We start from the raw sequence: 15,921 nt of genomic DNA, 5'->3' as shown, positions 1-15,921 counted from the left end.
CCGGTATTACCGGGAGAGAAGACCTTCAAAAGCCGCTTGGGCTTCCCTGCGAATCCGTTCCTCATCCAGGGTGAGACAGCTGCCGTGCTTCACGACCTGCTTCCCGTCCACCCAGACGTGCTCGACGTCCTTGGCGCTGGCCGAATAAATGACGTGGGAAATGAAGTCCGTACGCGGCAGGAAATGAGCCTGATCGGTATTTACCGCGATAAAATCCGCCTTCATCCCGGCTTCAAGCGCACCGACTCCCTCAAGGAACAAGGATTGGGCTCCGTAGATCGTGCCCATTCGCAGCGCTTCCGACGCGGGAACCGCCGTCGGATCTCCCGAGACGCCTTTATGTATCAAAGCGGCCAGGCGCATTTCTTCAAACATGTCCAAATTGTTGTTGCTCGCCGCACTGTCGGTTCCCAGGGAAACCGTAATGCCTGCCTGCATCATGTCGGTAACGCGGGCCACGCCGCTCGCCAGCTTCAGGTTGCTGCCCGGGTTGTGCGATACCGTCACGTGATGCTTCGCCAAAATGTCGATTTCCTCGTCCGTCAAATGGACCGCGTGCGCCAGAATCGTCGGCCGTGAGAACATGCCGAGCTTCTCTAAATGAACCGCCGGACGTGTTCCGTAATCGCGCACGTTCTGCTCCACTTCCGCCTTGGTCTCCGACATATGCGTATGCATCGGCAGATCCAAGTCATGCGCCGCCTGAACGAACTTCTCGATAAAATCGGGAGGGCATGTGTACGGCGCATGCGGAGAAATCATCGCCGTAATCCGGCCGTCCGCCTGCCCGTGCCAGTCCTTGGCGAACTGAATGGCTTCGTTCAGTTTGTGCCGCTGCACATCCTCCGGGCACAGACCGATGACCCCACGGGTCAGGGCAGCGCGCATGCCGGATTCGGCCACCACTTTGCCCACCTGATCCATGTGATCGTACATATCGAGGAACGTCGTCGTACCGCCCTTCAGCATTTCAAGCACCGACAGCGAAGTCCCCCAGTACACGTCACTGGACGTAAACTTCGCTTCCATCGGCCACATTTTTTCCTGCAGCCATTCCTGGAGCACCATGTCGTCTCCGTAACCGCGCAGCAGCGACATGGCGGTATGTCCATGGGTATTAATCAGTCCCGGCATAAAAAATAAATGTGTGCCGTCGACGACCTGTACACCCTCCTCCATCTGCGGCTCCTCTTCACCGATATAGGTGATGCGGTCGCCCTCAATCACCATCCAGCCGTGCAATACCGGCTGTTCCGGCCGCAAAACGGCAAAGCTGCCGTTCTTGATGGCCCATTTAGGATTGGCGTTCCGGCTGCTGGAGCTCTTCAAATTGTCCGTCATCTTCCGTGTCGTCCTTTCCGTTGTTCAAATAATAAGCCAGGCTGAGCAAATCCGTCGTAAAATCGGCGGCATGAATCCGGATGCTTGCCGGCGCCTTCAGAATCGTCGGCGCAAAATTCAGTATCGCCTCGATCCCGGCTGCGATCAGCTGGTCGGCGACATTTTGCGCTTCGAAATCCGGGACGGTAATGATCCCGATCCGGATATTTTTGCTTTGTACCGTTTCTTTCAGCTCATCCATGGCCTGTACCGTCAAGGTGTTGATGCGCGTGCCGATTTTGGACGGATTGGCGTCGAACACGGCCACGATCTTCATATTTTCCTTCAGGTAAAAGTTATAGTTGGACAAAGCTTGACCAAGATTCCCCGCTCCGACCAGCACCGCGTTGATCTGCTGGTCCAAATTCAGAATTTGACGGATCTTCTCGATGAGATAGGACACGTCATATCCTATCCCCTTACGGCCAAAATCCCCGAAATACGCCAAATCCTTGCGGATCTGCGCCGGGTTGAGATCCAGCTTCTGCCCGAGCTCCTGGGAGGAGACCGTGGCCACCTCCCGCTTGTTTAGCTCATTTAGATATCTAAGATATATAGGCAATCTGCGGACAACCGCCTCGGATATTTTCTCCGATTTCATGCATGTTCCCCCTATTGAACGGCTTGAATATTTATTTGATAAATGGACTCATTTAAGACACACCGTCCTGATGAAGCCATTCAGAGATGCGCGGAACCATCTGGTCTGTCTGCATATGCTCCATTTTCGGTCCAGGCAGTGAATACAGGAAGTATTTCCCGTAATACGATTCAATAACGCGCGTATCGTATACGATGACAATGCCCCGGTCATGGGCGGTGCGGACCAGCCGCCCGAAGCCCTGCTTGAAGCGGATAACGGCCTGCGGGACCGACAGCTTCATGAACGGGTTCTTCTTCTGGCGCTGCAGCAGCTCGCTCTTCGCTTCCACCAGCGGATGGTTCGGCGGCTGGAACGGGAGGCGCACGATGGCCAGACACGTCAGCGCTTCACCCGGGATGTCCACGCCTTCCCAGAAGCTGCTCGTGCCGAGCAGCACCGAGGCGCTGCTGTCCGTAAACCGCCGGATCAGCTTCGTGCGGCTGCCGCTGTCCACACCCTGCCCGAGCACGGCGATGTCACTGTGCGACAGGGCTTCTTTCAGCGGTTCGTATACCTGGCGCAGCATCCGGTACGAGGTGAACAGCACCAGCATCCTGCCGTGGGTCACGATCGCGGCGTCCGCCAGCGAGCGGGCCAGCGTTTCGACGAACCGGGCGTCCCCCACACTTCCCTTCACGCTTGGAAAATCCCGCGGAATGACGAGCAGCGCCTGATCCCTGTACCGGAACGGGGACGGAAGCTGGACCGTCACGAGGCGCCCGCTGTCCTGGTCCTCCTGCAGCCCCAGGTTATCGATCATATACTGGAACGATTTGTCTACGGATAAGGTAGCGGACGTCAGAATGACGCTCTTCTTCTTGTCAAAAAACAGCTCCTTGAGCTGCTTGCTGACGTCGACGGGAACGGCGTACAGCTGGAGCGACTTGCTGCGGAAATGGCCGCTCGCCTCCATCCAGTACACGACGGTTTCGTCGTTCAGCGTCATAAAGAACCGGAGATTCTCCCGCTCCGAGCTGAGGTCCTTGAGCAATCCGCCGATATCGGTGATCAAGCTGTCGGAACCGTATTCATCCTGCTCCTCTTTGTAATCGGCCAGCATCTTTTCGCCTTTGCGGACGATTTCCCCCACGGTGACAAAGATCTGATTTTCGAGCGCCGCCAGCGTCTCCCACTCTTTCGGCTTTTTCCCCGGCTGAAGGCGGAGCGTGTACTGGCCGCCGTCTCCCGGAGCAGCGTCGCTGCGTTCCGGGAGGAGGCCGAAGAGCAATTCGCTCAGCTTGTCCCAGTGCTCTTTGACATCGACCAAATCCTCGCTCATCCGGTCGATCACGGCGATCCATTCACCGGCCTGCTCATAGGCCGACGATTGAAGCAGCTGGCGAAGCACCGGCAGCTGCCCGCTCCGGGCATCCTTATAGAGCCGGGTCAGCGTATGGACAACGGTAAAATATTTCAAATGAAGTCCGAGATGCTTGCCGGCAACGTCTTCCAGGTGATGGGCCTCGTCGATCACGAGCCGCTCGTAGGAAGGCAGCAGCTGATGGCCTGCCTTGACGTCCGTAAACAGCTTGGAATGGTTCGTTATGACGACATCCGCAATTCCGGCTTCATGCTTGGCCCGGTGGTAATAGCACTTGCGGAACCAAGGGCAGGCACGGCCCTGACAGGAGTCCGAGTCGCTGCTTACGGTCTCCCAGAAGTCTCCCGCACGGCCGCCGAGGCTCAGCTCCTCGTCATCCCCCGATTCGGTCTGGGCGAGCCAGACGATCATCTGGGCGGCTGTAATGGTGTCTTCCTTCGGATTGATAAAGTCTCTTCTGTTTATTTTATGTTCAAATTTTCTCAAACACAAATAATGCTGTCTGCCCTTAAAGACGGCAGCCTTGAACGGGAACGGCACGACCTGCGTCAGCAGCGGGATATCCCGCTCCCGGAGCTGCTCCTGCAGGTTGATCGTATGGGTGCTGACCATCACTTTCTGGTCCTGTTTCACGCTCTGATAAATCGAGGGGATCAAGTAGCCGAGCGACTTGCCCGTTCCGGTCCCGGCTTCGATCAGCAGATGCTTGTCCTGATCCAGCGCATTCATGACCTCATCGAACATGATCGTCTGCGGCTCGCGCTCCTCGTAATGAGGCATAATATCGCGCAGCCGTTTTTCGATCTCGGCCAAATATTCCTTGAACTCGACGCCCTTGAGCGGATTGTCGTCAACGTCGTCGCGCGGAGGTGCCATTTCGGTCCAGTCATCGACCTTAAGCGCCAGCTGGCGGTAAAAGGTGTGGCTGTTTAAATCCTGGGCGGGTTCCCGCTCCTTTTCTTGGCACAGACCGTCGAAATACCAGCCAAGGTCACTGTCCTCATCGGCAAACAGCTCGGCCAGCCGCTGCAGCGTAATCAAAGGCAGGCTGTTCAGCTCATCCAGGCACTTTAGCAGCACGTATGCCGTGGCCAAAGCGTCGCTGTCGGCCTGATGCGGACGGTCATGTTGAAGACCGAAGTGCCCGGTCACCATGCCCAGCTGGTAGGAGGTCAGCGAAGGAAAGCATATTTTGAGCAAATCGAGCGTGTCCAGAATTCGCCCCGAGAACGGCAAATAACCGCACCGGTCGAGTGCGTTTTGCAAAAAATTAAAATCGAATGCTACGTTATGCCCCACCAGGACCACGTCATCGAGCAGCGGCACTAGCTCCATCATCATTTCTTCCAGGGCAGGAGCTGCGGCCACATCCTCATTCGTAATGCCGGTAAGCCCAGTAATAAACGGAGGAATTTCGACACCCGGGTTGACATAAGATCCATACACCCTTGAAATCGTCCCATCCTCTTCTATAATGGCAAGTCCAACTTGAATAATTTCATCTGCGGACTGGTTGCCTGTCGTTTCGAAGTCAAGTACGGCAAATTTCATGATTCCTAAATCCTTTCGTCCAGTCTCCTTAACAGCATAACAGAAGATTTCACATTTGAAAATTCAAGGAAGGAAAAACTTGAACTTCCGGTTCTATAGAAAAAGACGACACCCGGCGCTATCCGTGCAGCGGGCATCGTCTTCTCACAAGCATTACATCAGCGATATTAACTGGCTTCCATACTGAAGCTGACCGCACTGTTGCTGGCAAACCTGCAGATTCATTAGCGGATCCGGGGACGACGGATCATGCGAAAGCGCCAGGGTAAAATAATCCTGGGCCTTGCCAAGCTCCCCTTGCATCGCCTCGACACAGCCAAGCGCATTCAGCACCATCGCCTTCAGCTTGGGATGCTGGGCAAGCGGCAGAATCCACTGGAAATGATGGCGGGCTTCCGCCGCCTCCTCCAGGTGCAAATACGCCATGGCCAGGTACATCCGGGCCACAAAGCTGTCGGGGAATTCGAGGATCACCTGGGCAAACTGCTGTGCCGCCTGCCTGTACATCAGCAGTTTGAAGTATCCCTGTCCCCGGATAAAGGAATCCATCTCGACCTCGGGCGTTTCATGCTGCGGAAATACAGGCGAGATCTTGGCCTGCTCCCGGAAAGCGCCCATTTTCTCTTCAAATGACAACCATTCTTCTATGATGCCGTCGCTCATCGTTTTGAGCAAATTCCACTTTTGGATCAGCTGATGCTTTTGGGCCTCCTGCGCTGTGGGGTAATGTTTCACGATTTCGTCTAACATGTTGTTCATTTCCGCGAATACATGTTGAAACATGGCTGCATCCCACCTTAAACAAAAATGAAATCAGTGCGGTCACCTGAACTCATTTTTTGTTAACCGGAGCTTTTTCATTCCCACTTCGGGCTGCCATTCCTTGTCTCATCTTCCCCTCGCGCACCGACGGAGTCCTTAAATAATCGTGGCGTGAACCTCTTTGCTCATCGTGTTCATCGGCTTGTTGGATTCATTCACAAAAACTACCGTCGGCTTGTGGCTTTTGATTTCCTCATCGGACATGACGGCGTAGGATATAATAATGACGGTATCGCCGGGCTGAACCATGCGGGCTGCCGCCCCGTTCAAACAGATCACACCGCTCCCGCGGGGACCGGGAATGACGTAGGTTTCCAGACGCGCTCCGTTATTGTTATCCACCACTTGAACCTTTTCGTTCTCCAGCAGGTCGGCGGCTTCCATCAAATCTTCATCTATCGTAATGCTTCCCACATAATTCAAATTCGCTTCGGTAACGATCGCACGGTGGATTTTGGATTTCATCATCGTTCTGTACATCGGTCAATTCGCCTCCTTAGGATTAAATAAACGGTTATCGATCAGGCGCGTCCGACCGAAACGGACGGCTAAGGCCATCAGAACGGCCTCGTCTTTCCGGCTGATTTCTTCGTCATCGGGATAAGGCTGAAGCCCCGGGAACGACACGACCTCGGCGTATTCGATATCGGCCAGCGGAGACTGGCTGATGACCCGCTGCAAGAGGTTTCGAATGTCTCCGGCGGTTGCCGCCGTCCCCTCGCTCACAGCGGCTGCAGCCTCGCGCAGAGAGTGTGACAGCACGAGTGCCTGCCGGCGTTCCTCTTCGCTCAAGTACACGTTGCGCGAGCTTAGAGCCAAGCCGTCTTCCTCACGTACGATCGGGCAGGGAACAATCTCCACGTTCATGTTGAGATCCTGTACCATCTGCTCAAGCACGGCGACCTGCTGCACATCCTTCATGCCAAAATAGCCTTTATCGGGCTGAACGATGTTGAACAGCTTGCTCACCACCGTCGTCACGCCGTCAAAATGTCCCGGACGGGAGGCGCCGCACAAACGTGTCGTAATGTCCGACACCATGATTTTGGTCTTGGTCGGCTGGGGATACATCGTCTCCACCGACGGAAGGAAGACCAGATCCGCTCCTTCCGCTTCAGCCAGCGCCAAATCTCTTGCTTCATCACGCGGATAGGTTTCGTAGTCCTCGCCAGGCCCGAACTGGATCGGATTGACGAAAATGCTGACGACGACGATACCGTTATCTTCGCGGGCACGGCGGATTAAGCTGGCATGCCCCTCATGCAAATATCCCATCGTTGGAACCAGGCCGACCGTGGCTTCCGGTCCCAAATGGTTTTGTAGCGCTCGTATACTGCTGCGCAGTTCTTCTATCGTTCTTACAGCCTTCATGCGCGTCCCACCTTCTCCTTTCCTTTGCCGTACAGATTCTCGACAACCTGGTCGTCTGCCGTAAATACATGGGTTTCATCCGGAAAAGAGCGGCTCTTCACGTCATGAACGTATTGGCTGATCCCGTCGCGAACGATCGTTCCGATGTCACCATAGGTTTTGACAAAACGCTTGTCGCGATACGGGGATGCGTACTTAAACAAATCATGGAATACGAGCACTTGACCGTCGACATACCGCCCGGCTCCAATCCCGATGGTCGGGATCGTCAGCTGCTCGGAAATATAGCGGGCCACTTCCTCCGTTACCAGTTCAAGCACAACGCCGAATGCCCCTGCTTTTTCGAGGGCCATCGCATCCTCCAGCAATCTGGCGGCATCCGCCTCATCTTTTCCTTGAATCCGGTAACCCCCGATTTGGTTGACCGACTGCGGCGTTAAGCCGATGTGGCCGAGGACGGGAACGCCGGCTTTGACGATCGTTTCCACCGCGGCGCAGATTTCGCGTCCGCCCTCCATTTTTACGGCATGGGCATGACCGTCCTGCATCAGGCGTTTGACGTTGTCCAGCGTGCTGTCGATGCTTCCGTGATACGTCATGAACGGCATATCAGCTACGATAAATGTATGCTCAGCGCCTCTGACAACCGATCTCGTATGGTACACCATGTCGTCGATCGTCACCGGCAGCGTGGAGTCATAACCGAGCACCACGTTCCCGAGGGAGTCTCCGACCAGGATCATATCCACGCCGGCTTCCTCCGCCAAGCTAGCTGAAGGATAGTCATAGGCGGTTACCATGGAGAGCGGAATGCCATCCGCCTTCATCTTTTTCATCTTCACGATATTCAGTGGTTGTTTGTTGGCCATTGTGCTTCTTCCCCTTTCGATGGGTGGTAAAATAGATAAAAACAAAAAAACCTTTTAGTGAGTCACTAAAAAGGTCCGAAAGGGCATAAAGGGTCACTTGCGATCGTCCCTTCTGTCTCGGTCCTTCCGGCTCAGAGCAGAATCCAACGTAACGGCAATATTCCATTTGCAGTTATGAGGGCGTTCTTCAAACAAAAACATGCAGAGTGCAGTTCGATCACTCGCCGATACCGCCTCTACATGTCAGTATACCAAAACTTCATCACATTTTCATCGTCTAAGTTCGACATCTCCGGAAAAAACAGGAATCTGCTCGCCCGATTCGGTTCGAACCCGGAGCGCGCCGCTTGCATCGAGACCGTCGGCCAAACCTTCGATCGGCCCGCGTGCGGTCTGAATCGACACACGCTTGCCCAACGTTACCGAGAGCGCCTCCCACAGCGAGGCGATGGGCTGAAATCCGTCTTTGCGGTACAGCTCGTACAGCATTTCAAACTCTTCCATCACCGAAGCGATGAGCGTCATCCGGTCGATCGGCTCTCCCGCCTCGATCTTCAGGGAAGTTCCGATCCCGGTCAGCTCTTCCGGATAATCGGCACGGTCCAGATTGGCGCTGATCCCGATGCCGGCAATGCAGTACCGGACATGCTCGTCTTCTGCCGCCGACTCCAGCAAGATGCCGCATATTTTCCGTCCGTCGACCAGCAGGTCGTTCGGCCACTTCAGGCCTGCCATGACGCCGGTCACCTTGCGGACCGCCCGGCACACCGCCACACCGGTCAAGAGCGTAAGCTGGGGTGTGTAATGAAGCGGCTGCTCGGGCCGAAGGATCAGGCTCATCCAGATGCCTTTTCCATAAGGCGAAAACCATTTGCGGCCCATTCTTCCCTTCCCGCCGGTCTGTTCTTCGGCGATGACCAGGGTGCCTTCCGGCGCTCCCTCTTCAGCCAGCACTTTCGCTTCTTCCTGCGTCGATACCGTCGTTCCCAAAATTTTTAGCTGCGCTCCCATCACCTTGGACTGGATGCGCTGCGCCAGCTCCTGCTGATCCAGCAGGTCCGGCTTGCTGACAATCCGGTAGCCTTTATGGGGAACCGCTTCAAACTCGTAGCCTGCCTCACGGAGCTTGTTAATCTGTTTCCAAACCGCGGTTCTGCTGACCGACAACCGCCGGCTGATCTCCTCGCCCGAAACAAATTTTTCCGCATCCAGCAGTATATCCAAAAGGGTCTCAGCCTTTTTCATCGGTAACCATCACCCGTCTCACTTCTTCAGTCAAATCCAATTTCGTATTGGGCAGCATGCCTGCCGCCACTTTAAACAGCAATCGCTTCAGCAGTTCCCCCACCCAAGGTCCGCCCCTCTTGCCCGAAATCGCGATCAAATCGGAACCGCCGATCTGGAGCTCGTGCAGGCGGAAAATCTTCATTGCGTCCATCCATTCCCTTCCGTGGGCCAGCAGCTCATCCGCTGCCGTTCCCCTGTGCTCCTGCGGCAGTACCGAGCAGAGCAGAAGCCAGCGCCGGACAGATTCCCCGCCGTATTTCAACACCAGACCTACCCACTGCTCCCTGAGAGGGGTCTCGCGACTTAACCCTTTTACGTCTGTGTCCAAATACAAAAGGGCTTCAACCCTCTCGCGGGCCTCATTGGAAAACGTATACTGACGCATCACGTTTCCGGCATCCTGTCCGGATAAGCCGCAGGCTATCATAAGCAGGGCCCATCGGACAGCAGCCTCCGAGGAAGGGATCTCGCCGATCCTGGACAGGAAGCCGTCCGTAGGGGCACATGTAAACGGTACCCGGGCTTTTTCCAGCAACCGGCTCCTTCCCAGCAGGCACAGCCCGAGATAAGGATGAGGACCCTCCATCATTTTGTCGAGCTCCGCCCGGATCCGCTCCAGCGCGATATATTGTATTCCGTCTCTCTCCAGGAGAAGACCTTTCCAGGTGTTAAAGGCGATCCGGTAGCCGAACACCGAGGCAAATCGGATGCATCGCACCATACGCAGGGCATCCTCTTGAAACCGGACGCGGGCCTCTCCAACGCAGCGGATGACGCCTTCGCGAATATCCTGTTCACCATGGTAAGGGTCAACGATCCGTCCCTGCCGGTCACAGGCAATCGCGTTCATCGTAAAATCCCGACGGCGCAAATCCTCGGACAGATTACGCACGAAGGCCACTTCCGACGGCCGGCGGTGATTTTCGTAAGAACCTTCCACCCGATATGTAGTAACCTCGAAGGCGTGATTTTCGACCAGAACGGTGACCGTCCCGTGCTCAATCCCCGTAGGCACCGTCCGTTCAAAAAGCCGGGTCACTTCATCGGGGCGTGCCGAAGTCGTGATATCCATATCGTTGACCGGGCGGCCCATCAGTTCGTCACGCACACATCCGCCGACCCAATACGCTTCATGCCCATGCGTTTCGAGGACGGACAGTACCTGCTCGGCGCAGCCGGCCATCCCGGCATCCGCCTGCTTCCATTTCATAACTTTCCATGACCCCCTAAATGACAACCTCTTATCTGCACACCGCATCCAGCTGGGGCACCTCGCGGCCGAGAACGCGATAATAGATCTGTTCATACTTGCGTGTGATCAACGCGTCGGAAAATTCCCTGCACGCCCGGATCAGACAGGCCTCGCGGAACCGTGCGGCAAGATCGCCGTCCGACAGCAGCCGAAGTACCTGATCGGCCATCTGGTCCGTATCTCCGATCGGGGAAAGGAACCCGGTTTCGCCATGAACCACCAGCTCGGGAATACCTCCGGCGAGTGATCCCACCGTCGGAACGCCGCATGCCATCGCTTCCAGCGCGACCAGACCGAAGCTTTCTTTTTCCGATGGAAGCAAAAGCACGTCTGCCAGCGAAATGACCTGGGCGATCTCGTCCTGCTTGCCCAAAAAGTGAACCTTATGCCCCAGCCCGAGCTCCTTGATCTTACACTGGACCTTCGGCAGCTCCGGACCTTCTCCGACAAACAACAGCTTGGAAGGCATCCGCTCGTTGACCTTGGCGAAGATGTCTACGACGTCACCGACGCGTTTGACCGGGCGGAAGTTGGAAATATGCATCAAAATTTTCTCGTTCGGTTCGGCATAGTCGCCGCGGAGCGAGGATGTATCGCGCGGATAATAGATGCGCTTATCCACAAAATTGTACGTCAGATCGATATCGCGGCTGATGTCCAGCACTTCGCGGGTTTCCCGGATCAAGTCTCCGGATACCGCCGTAACCGCATCGCTTTCGTTGATCGCCAGCCGAATCAGGTCCTTTAACGATTCGTCCTGCGCCAGCACCGTAATATCCGTGCCATGAAGCGTTGTAACCACCTTCAGGTTGCTTCCTACCATCTGCTTAGCCAAGAAGGCGCACACCGCGTGAGGAACCGCGTAATGGACATGCAAAATGTCCAGCTGCTGCATATTGGCCACTTGTGCCATTTTGGTCGCAAGGGATAAGTCATACGGAGGATAGCGGAATACGTAATAATCACTGACTTCGACCTCATGATAAAAAATGTTTTTATGAAATTGCCCTCCCAGCCGGAATGGAATACTGTGGGCAATAAAATGTACCTGGTGGCCCTTTTCGGCCAGCAGCTTGCCGAGCTCGGTCGCGACCACACCTGAGCCTCCGAGCGACGGATAGCAGGTGATGCCAATTTTAAGTGATTGACCCAAGCTTCGTGTCCCCCCTTCTTAACATATCTTCTCTATATTATGTACCCAGAGAATATTAAAAACGTCTCGCGACGCAACATTTTCAGCGGCCAACCGCCCGAACCGGCGCATTTTGCTTGCGCGCTTTCAGCTTATAAAAAGTCAGAACTGAAATCAAGCCTAAAGATTGGGCGCTTGACTTCAGTCCTGTCTATCGGTCATTATTGGGAACCTGAAATGAACATGTCCACGACGTAAGGCGACTTGATCGCAAAGCCTTCCGCGTATGGAACAAGCCTGCGCTGGCCGGTCAGCCTGTCGCGGGATCGAACGCGTTCGATATATCCCTGATTCAGCGGGGTAACAACCGTGTCTCCTTCAACCGGAGTCATCTCAAACTGTGACCGGTAACAAAGGAGCGCCTGTTCCTTCATTTCCTGCTGGGCGGTAATATCCACCATCAAATCGGCTCTGCCCATATCATTAATAAAGTAAAAATACAGCTGCTCCACCTGTACAGGCGGCTTATCCGGCATATACCGGCGCAGCTTGGCGTTGAACACCGCTTCCTCAACCAGCTTGCTGCAGGCTACATGATCGGGATGGCGGTCTTCCCAATACGGAGCGAAAACAACCCTTGGCGCATGACGGCGGATTTCAGCGGTGATGGCCTCCACATGTTCCGGTGTAATGAACAGTCCCCGGTCCGGCAGACCGAGGCTGCTCCGCATGGAAAGACCAAGAACGCCAGCCGCGGCTGCCGCTTCCTGCTTTCTGCGCTCGACCGTCCCATTGGAGGACATTTCCGCATAAGTCAAATCGCAGACCCCCACCTTAAGTCCGGCCTGCACATGCTTGATCATGGTGCCGCCCATCCCGATTTCGGCATCGTCCGCATGAGCTCCGAAGATCAGAATATCCAGCCGTTCACTCATATTTCAGCACCCGGCTTATACTTATGTACCAGCTCTCGCCAGGCAAAATCCCCGCGGTCCAGCGCTTTGACCAGAATTTCGGCCGTTGCGATGTTGGTCGCGAGCGGAATGCCCTGGACGTCGCATAGACGGAGCAGCGCATTGATGTCCGGCTCGTGAGGCTGAGCCATAAGCGGATCCCGCAGGAAAATAATAAGGTCCATCTCATTTTCGGCCACGAGCGCCCCGATCTGCTGGTCACCGCCGAGCGGACCCGACATGAACCGGTGGATTTTCAGGCTGGTGCCTTCCATAATCCGCTGTCCGGTCGTACCTGTGGAATACAGCTGGTGCCCCTCAAACACATGCTCATAAGCCGTGACAAAGTTGACCATCTCGTCTTTTTTTCGGTCGTGTGCGATGAATGCGATTTTTAGCATGGTGTAACCCCTCCTGAACTACTCTATAAAATGGTCAAACCCGTAAACCATACCCTCGTACGTCATAACCTTCTCGACAGCCATTTTGACGCCAGGCATATATCCTGCCCGCTCATAGGAATCGTGGCGGATCTTCAGCGTTTGGCCAAAGCCTCCGAACAGTACTTCCTGCTGGGCGAATACGCCTGGAAGCCGGACGCTGTGAATGCGGAAACCGTTATAATATCCCCCGCGGGATCCTTCAATCGTCTCTTCCTCTTTCGGATTCCCCTGGCGGATTTCCTGGCGGTTCTGGGCAATCATCTCAGCCGTTTTGATCGCGGTTCCGGATGGTGCGTCGAGCTTCTGATCCCCATGGAACTCCATGATTTCGAGATGAGGGAAATACTTGGCCGCCTGAGCCGCAAATTTCATCATCAGAATGGCCCCGATGGAGAAATTCGGCGAGATCAGCCCGCCGATGCCCTTCTCCTTGCACAGCTTGTCCAACTCTTCGATTTGTTCCGGGGTGAAGCCCGTCGTTCCGATCACGGGACGAACCCCGTGGGCTACGGCCAAGGCCGTGTTGGGGTATGCGAACTGCGGCGTCGTAAAGTCCACCAGAACGTCCGGCTTTCCTTCGACCAGGGCCATCTCCAGATCGGAGGTGAGCTTCACGCCGCATTCCGGCAGTCCAGCCAAAATGCCAGCGTCCGTCCCCTCTCCAGACCGTCCGACGGCGGCAACCAGCTCCAGATCGGGATCCTCGAGTACCAGTTTGACGACTTCCTTGCCCATTCTGCCGGCTGCTCCTGCGACGGCTACTTTGATGGTTGACATGTTAGCTCCCCACTTTCTCATGATTGATATAGAATGAACTAAAGAAAGTCCTTTTCTGACACGGAAAATGCCCCGGGGATCCAGAGATAACATGAGAAAAGCTTTAGTTCATTCTATTTAGGTGGATGAATCGTATAAATACGAGTTAAGCCGGCCTTTTAACTGCTCCAGCATATCCTGCAGGCCGTGGTCATGGGGTTGAAGGGCGATGACTTCCTTGATAGCCGATATCGCAAGCGCGTGCTCGTTCAGCTGGCTATAGGCAAGCGCAAGCCAAATATACGCCTCCCCGTAGAGCGGGTCGAGCCGCACCGCTTCCTTCAAAATAGATACCGCTTCATACAATTGATTCGCAGGTGCTACATCGGGAGAATCGATCGTTTTCTTCGCGTCCTGCACGATGCGCATCGCTTGCAAATGCTGAACATACAAACCGTATTCCGGCTTATCGGGTGCGAGCCTGGAGGCTTCAAACGCACGTTCCATGGCCTTATCCAGCCGGTTGCTTCTTGCATAGGTCACGGAGCATCTATAATGAATTTCTGCATCCTCGGGGTTTTCGGCGATCGCTGCTTCAAACCAATGAAGTGCTTCTTCAAAATCGTTTTGCAAAATACAATGGTAAGCCTTTTGGACAAAAGGTTCGGACTGCATAGCTGCTCCCCCCGTTCAGGCGGTTTTCCTACAGCATATGTTCATTCCGCCTAATCGGTGTCCTTTTTCGTCCACCGGTCCTTATCGCGCGTATTGAATTTGTGCATGACTTTGTCATGTGCTTCCGTCAGGTCGATCCCCAACGAATTCGCAAAGCACATCGTAATGAACAAAATATCTCCGAGCTCGAGCTCAATGGAATTTTCCGCTTCGGAAGGCTTCTTCGGCTTCTCCCCAAAACGGTGGTTAACCTCGCGGGCCAGCTCGCCGACCTCTTCGGACATCCTTGCCAGCATCGATAACGGACTGAAATACCCCTCTTTAAACTGGGAGATGTACCGGTCGACTTCCCGCTGCATCTCTGCCATTGACTTTTCCATGATACCGAACCGTCCCCCTTCTTTCGTATGTATCACGTCACGCCGGACGCTAGTTTACTCCATATGTTATCGCAAAGCGGAAATGAAAACAAATATTTTTTAATCACCGGGGAAAAAGGTATACTATGGGATGGAGCGAAGAAAACCATTCTTCCTACTTCTGGTATTGCGGGGGATTTCATGAGTTCATCCAAGTTGTTTATTCAGCTCAAGCTCGTACTGCCCATCATTTTGGGCTCTGCCGTATATGCCTTCGGCCTGCTTTATTTCATTATCCCTAACCAGCTTATGGAAGGGGGCGTTACAGGGGTAACGGTCCTCCTGAATTATGCATTTTCCATTCCGCCTTCCCTGTCGACCCTGGTGCTCAACATCCCGCTCTTCCTGCTCGGCTGGAAGATCCTTGGCGGCAGACAGATGATTTATACGGGCGTCGGGATCGCATCGCTGACGTTTTTTCTGTGGTTCATCGAAAAGCTGATCGATACCGGATGGATCACACCGTTTCAAACGGAAAGAGACTACATATTGGCTTCCCTGTATGCAGGCGTCACTCTCGGAGCCGGACTGGGCATCGTATTCCGCTTCGGCGGCACGACCGGCGGATCGGATATCATTGCACGCATTTGCAACAGGCGGTTTGGCTGGAGCATGGGTCGGGTCATCCTCGTGATTGATATTATCATTATCGGGGCTTCCCTATTCTTCATCCCTAGAGAGCGGATTCTGTACACCTTCGTAGCCGTCTTCATCGCCTCCAAGGTGATTGATTTTATCCAGGAAGGTGCATATGCAGCCAAAGCTTTTACGATTATTAGCGACCATGCACAGGAAATCGCCGACCAAATCACGGTCGAGATGGAGCGCGGCGTAACGCTGATTCCGGCTATTGGCGCGTACTCCAAGCAGGCCAAGCATATGGCCTACTGCGTCGTTGGACGGCAGGAGATCCGCAGGCTCAACGACATTGTGAAATCGGTGGACCCGCGGGCATTCGTCATCATTAGTGATGTGCATGACGTTCACGGCGAAGGTTTTAAGGAAGAATAGTCGGAAGCACAAAAAAGCCCGCCGGCTCTCCAAGCT

Annotated in this window: 16 protein-coding genes; 1 reads left to right on the top strand and 15 read right to left on the bottom strand. The window is 54.6% G+C overall.

What is annotated here, in order from left to right:
• Positions 1 to 6 precede the first annotated feature (6 nt).
• From FHS19_RS11585 to FHS19_RS11515, 15 genes are all read right to left on the bottom strand, one after another.
• Positions 7 to 1,341, bottom strand: coding sequence for an amidohydrolase (locus FHS19_RS11585; protein WP_183581984.1), 1,335 nt, complete (start codon positions 1,339 to 1,341; stop codon positions 7 to 9).
• Positions 1,295 to 1,981 carry a redox-sensing transcriptional repressor Rex gene (locus FHS19_RS11580; protein ID WP_183581983.1) on the bottom strand — a complete coding sequence of 229 codons (687 nt, stop codon included), beginning with the start codon at positions 1,979 to 1,981 and terminating at the stop codon, positions 1,295 to 1,297. Before FHS19_RS11580 ends, FHS19_RS11585 begins: the two co-directional genes overlap by 47 nt.
• Positions 1,982 to 2,033: 52 nt before the next feature.
• Entirely contained in the window at positions 2,034 to 4,895 is a 2,862-nt protein-coding gene (locus tag FHS19_RS11575; protein ID WP_183581982.1) for an ATP-dependent DNA helicase DinG, 3'-5' exoribonuclease type, read from the bottom strand.
• A 153-nt stretch (positions 4,896 to 5,048) separates the two neighbouring features.
• Complete coding sequence (locus tag FHS19_RS11570) at positions 5,049 to 5,678, bottom strand: tetratricopeptide repeat protein (protein ID WP_183581981.1); 630 nt, start codon at positions 5,676 to 5,678, stop codon at positions 5,049 to 5,051.
• Between the two features lie 135 nt (positions 5,679 to 5,813).
• The gene (gene panD, locus FHS19_RS11565) at positions 5,814 to 6,197 is read right to left on the bottom strand and encodes an aspartate 1-decarboxylase (protein WP_183581980.1); all 384 of its coding nucleotides are present in this window, start codon (positions 6,195 to 6,197) and stop codon (positions 5,814 to 5,816) included.
• 3 nt (positions 6,198 to 6,200) lie between these two features.
• Positions 6,201 to 7,088 carry a pantoate--beta-alanine ligase gene (gene panC / locus FHS19_RS11560; RefSeq protein ID WP_183581979.1) on the bottom strand — a complete coding sequence of 296 codons (888 nt, stop codon included), beginning with the start codon at positions 7,086 to 7,088 and terminating at the stop codon, positions 6,201 to 6,203.
• Positions 7,085 to 7,957, bottom strand: a complete 873-nt coding sequence (gene panB, locus FHS19_RS11555) for a 3-methyl-2-oxobutanoate hydroxymethyltransferase (RefSeq protein ID WP_183581978.1) — start codon at positions 7,955 to 7,957, stop codon at positions 7,085 to 7,087. Before panB ends, panC begins: the two co-directional genes overlap by 4 nt.
• A gap of 270 nt (positions 7,958 to 8,227) precedes the next feature.
• Positions 8,228 to 9,202 (bottom strand): biotin--[acetyl-CoA-carboxylase] ligase, encoded by a 975-nt coding sequence (locus FHS19_RS11550; protein WP_183581977.1) that lies wholly within the window; start codon positions 9,200 to 9,202, stop codon positions 8,228 to 8,230.
• A complete protein-coding gene (locus FHS19_RS11545) occupies positions 9,189 to 10,454 on the bottom strand; it encodes a CCA tRNA nucleotidyltransferase (RefSeq protein WP_183581976.1) in 1,266 nt (421 codons plus the stop codon). Before FHS19_RS11545 ends, FHS19_RS11550 begins: the two co-directional genes overlap by 14 nt.
• A gap of 31 nt (positions 10,455 to 10,485) precedes the next feature.
• Positions 10,486 to 11,649 (bottom strand): N-acetyl-alpha-D-glucosaminyl L-malate synthase BshA, encoded by a 1,164-nt coding sequence (bshA, locus tag FHS19_RS11540; RefSeq protein WP_183581975.1) that lies wholly within the window; start codon positions 11,647 to 11,649, stop codon positions 10,486 to 10,488.
• A 200-nt stretch (positions 11,650 to 11,849) separates the two neighbouring features.
• Positions 11,850 to 12,563 carry a bacillithiol biosynthesis deacetylase BshB1 gene (gene bshB1, locus FHS19_RS11535; RefSeq protein ID WP_183581974.1) on the bottom strand — a complete coding sequence of 238 codons (714 nt, stop codon included), beginning with the start codon at positions 12,561 to 12,563 and terminating at the stop codon, positions 11,850 to 11,852.
• Positions 12,560 to 12,982: a methylglyoxal synthase gene (gene mgsA / locus FHS19_RS11530; protein ID WP_183581973.1), complete on the bottom strand. Its 423-nt coding sequence runs from the start codon at positions 12,980 to 12,982 to the stop codon at positions 12,560 to 12,562. The genes bshB1 and mgsA overlap by 4 nt, the downstream gene beginning before the upstream one ends.
• 18 nt (positions 12,983 to 13,000) lie before the next feature.
• Complete coding sequence (gene dapB / locus FHS19_RS11525; RefSeq protein ID WP_183581972.1) at positions 13,001 to 13,801, bottom strand: 4-hydroxy-tetrahydrodipicolinate reductase; 801 nt, start codon at positions 13,799 to 13,801, stop codon at positions 13,001 to 13,003.
• Positions 13,802 to 13,918: 117 nt separating this feature from the next.
• Complete coding sequence (locus FHS19_RS11520; RefSeq protein WP_183581971.1) at positions 13,919 to 14,455, bottom strand: tetratricopeptide repeat protein; 537 nt, start codon at positions 14,453 to 14,455, stop codon at positions 13,919 to 13,921.
• Between the two features lie 50 nt (positions 14,456 to 14,505).
• Positions 14,506 to 14,835, bottom strand: a complete 330-nt coding sequence (locus FHS19_RS11515; RefSeq protein WP_183581970.1) for a nucleotide pyrophosphohydrolase — start codon at positions 14,833 to 14,835, stop codon at positions 14,506 to 14,508.
• Positions 14,836 to 15,015: 180 nt separating this feature from the next.
• Here FHS19_RS11515 and FHS19_RS11510 point away from each other — a divergent pair, with 180 nt between their 5' ends.
• Positions 15,016 to 15,885 carry a YitT family protein gene (locus FHS19_RS11510; protein WP_183581969.1) on the top strand — a complete coding sequence of 290 codons (870 nt, stop codon included), beginning with the start codon at positions 15,016 to 15,018 and terminating at the stop codon, positions 15,883 to 15,885.
• The last annotated feature ends 36 nt before the right edge of the window (positions 15,886 to 15,921 follow it).

This window comes from Paenibacillus rhizosphaerae, from assembly GCF_014192015.1.
GTDB lineage: Bacteria > Bacillota > Bacilli > Paenibacillales > Paenibacillaceae > Paenibacillus_AQ > Paenibacillus_AQ rhizosphaerae.
Note: the sequence above shows the minus strand (reverse complement) of the source record. Positions and strands in the feature narration are given on the sequence as shown.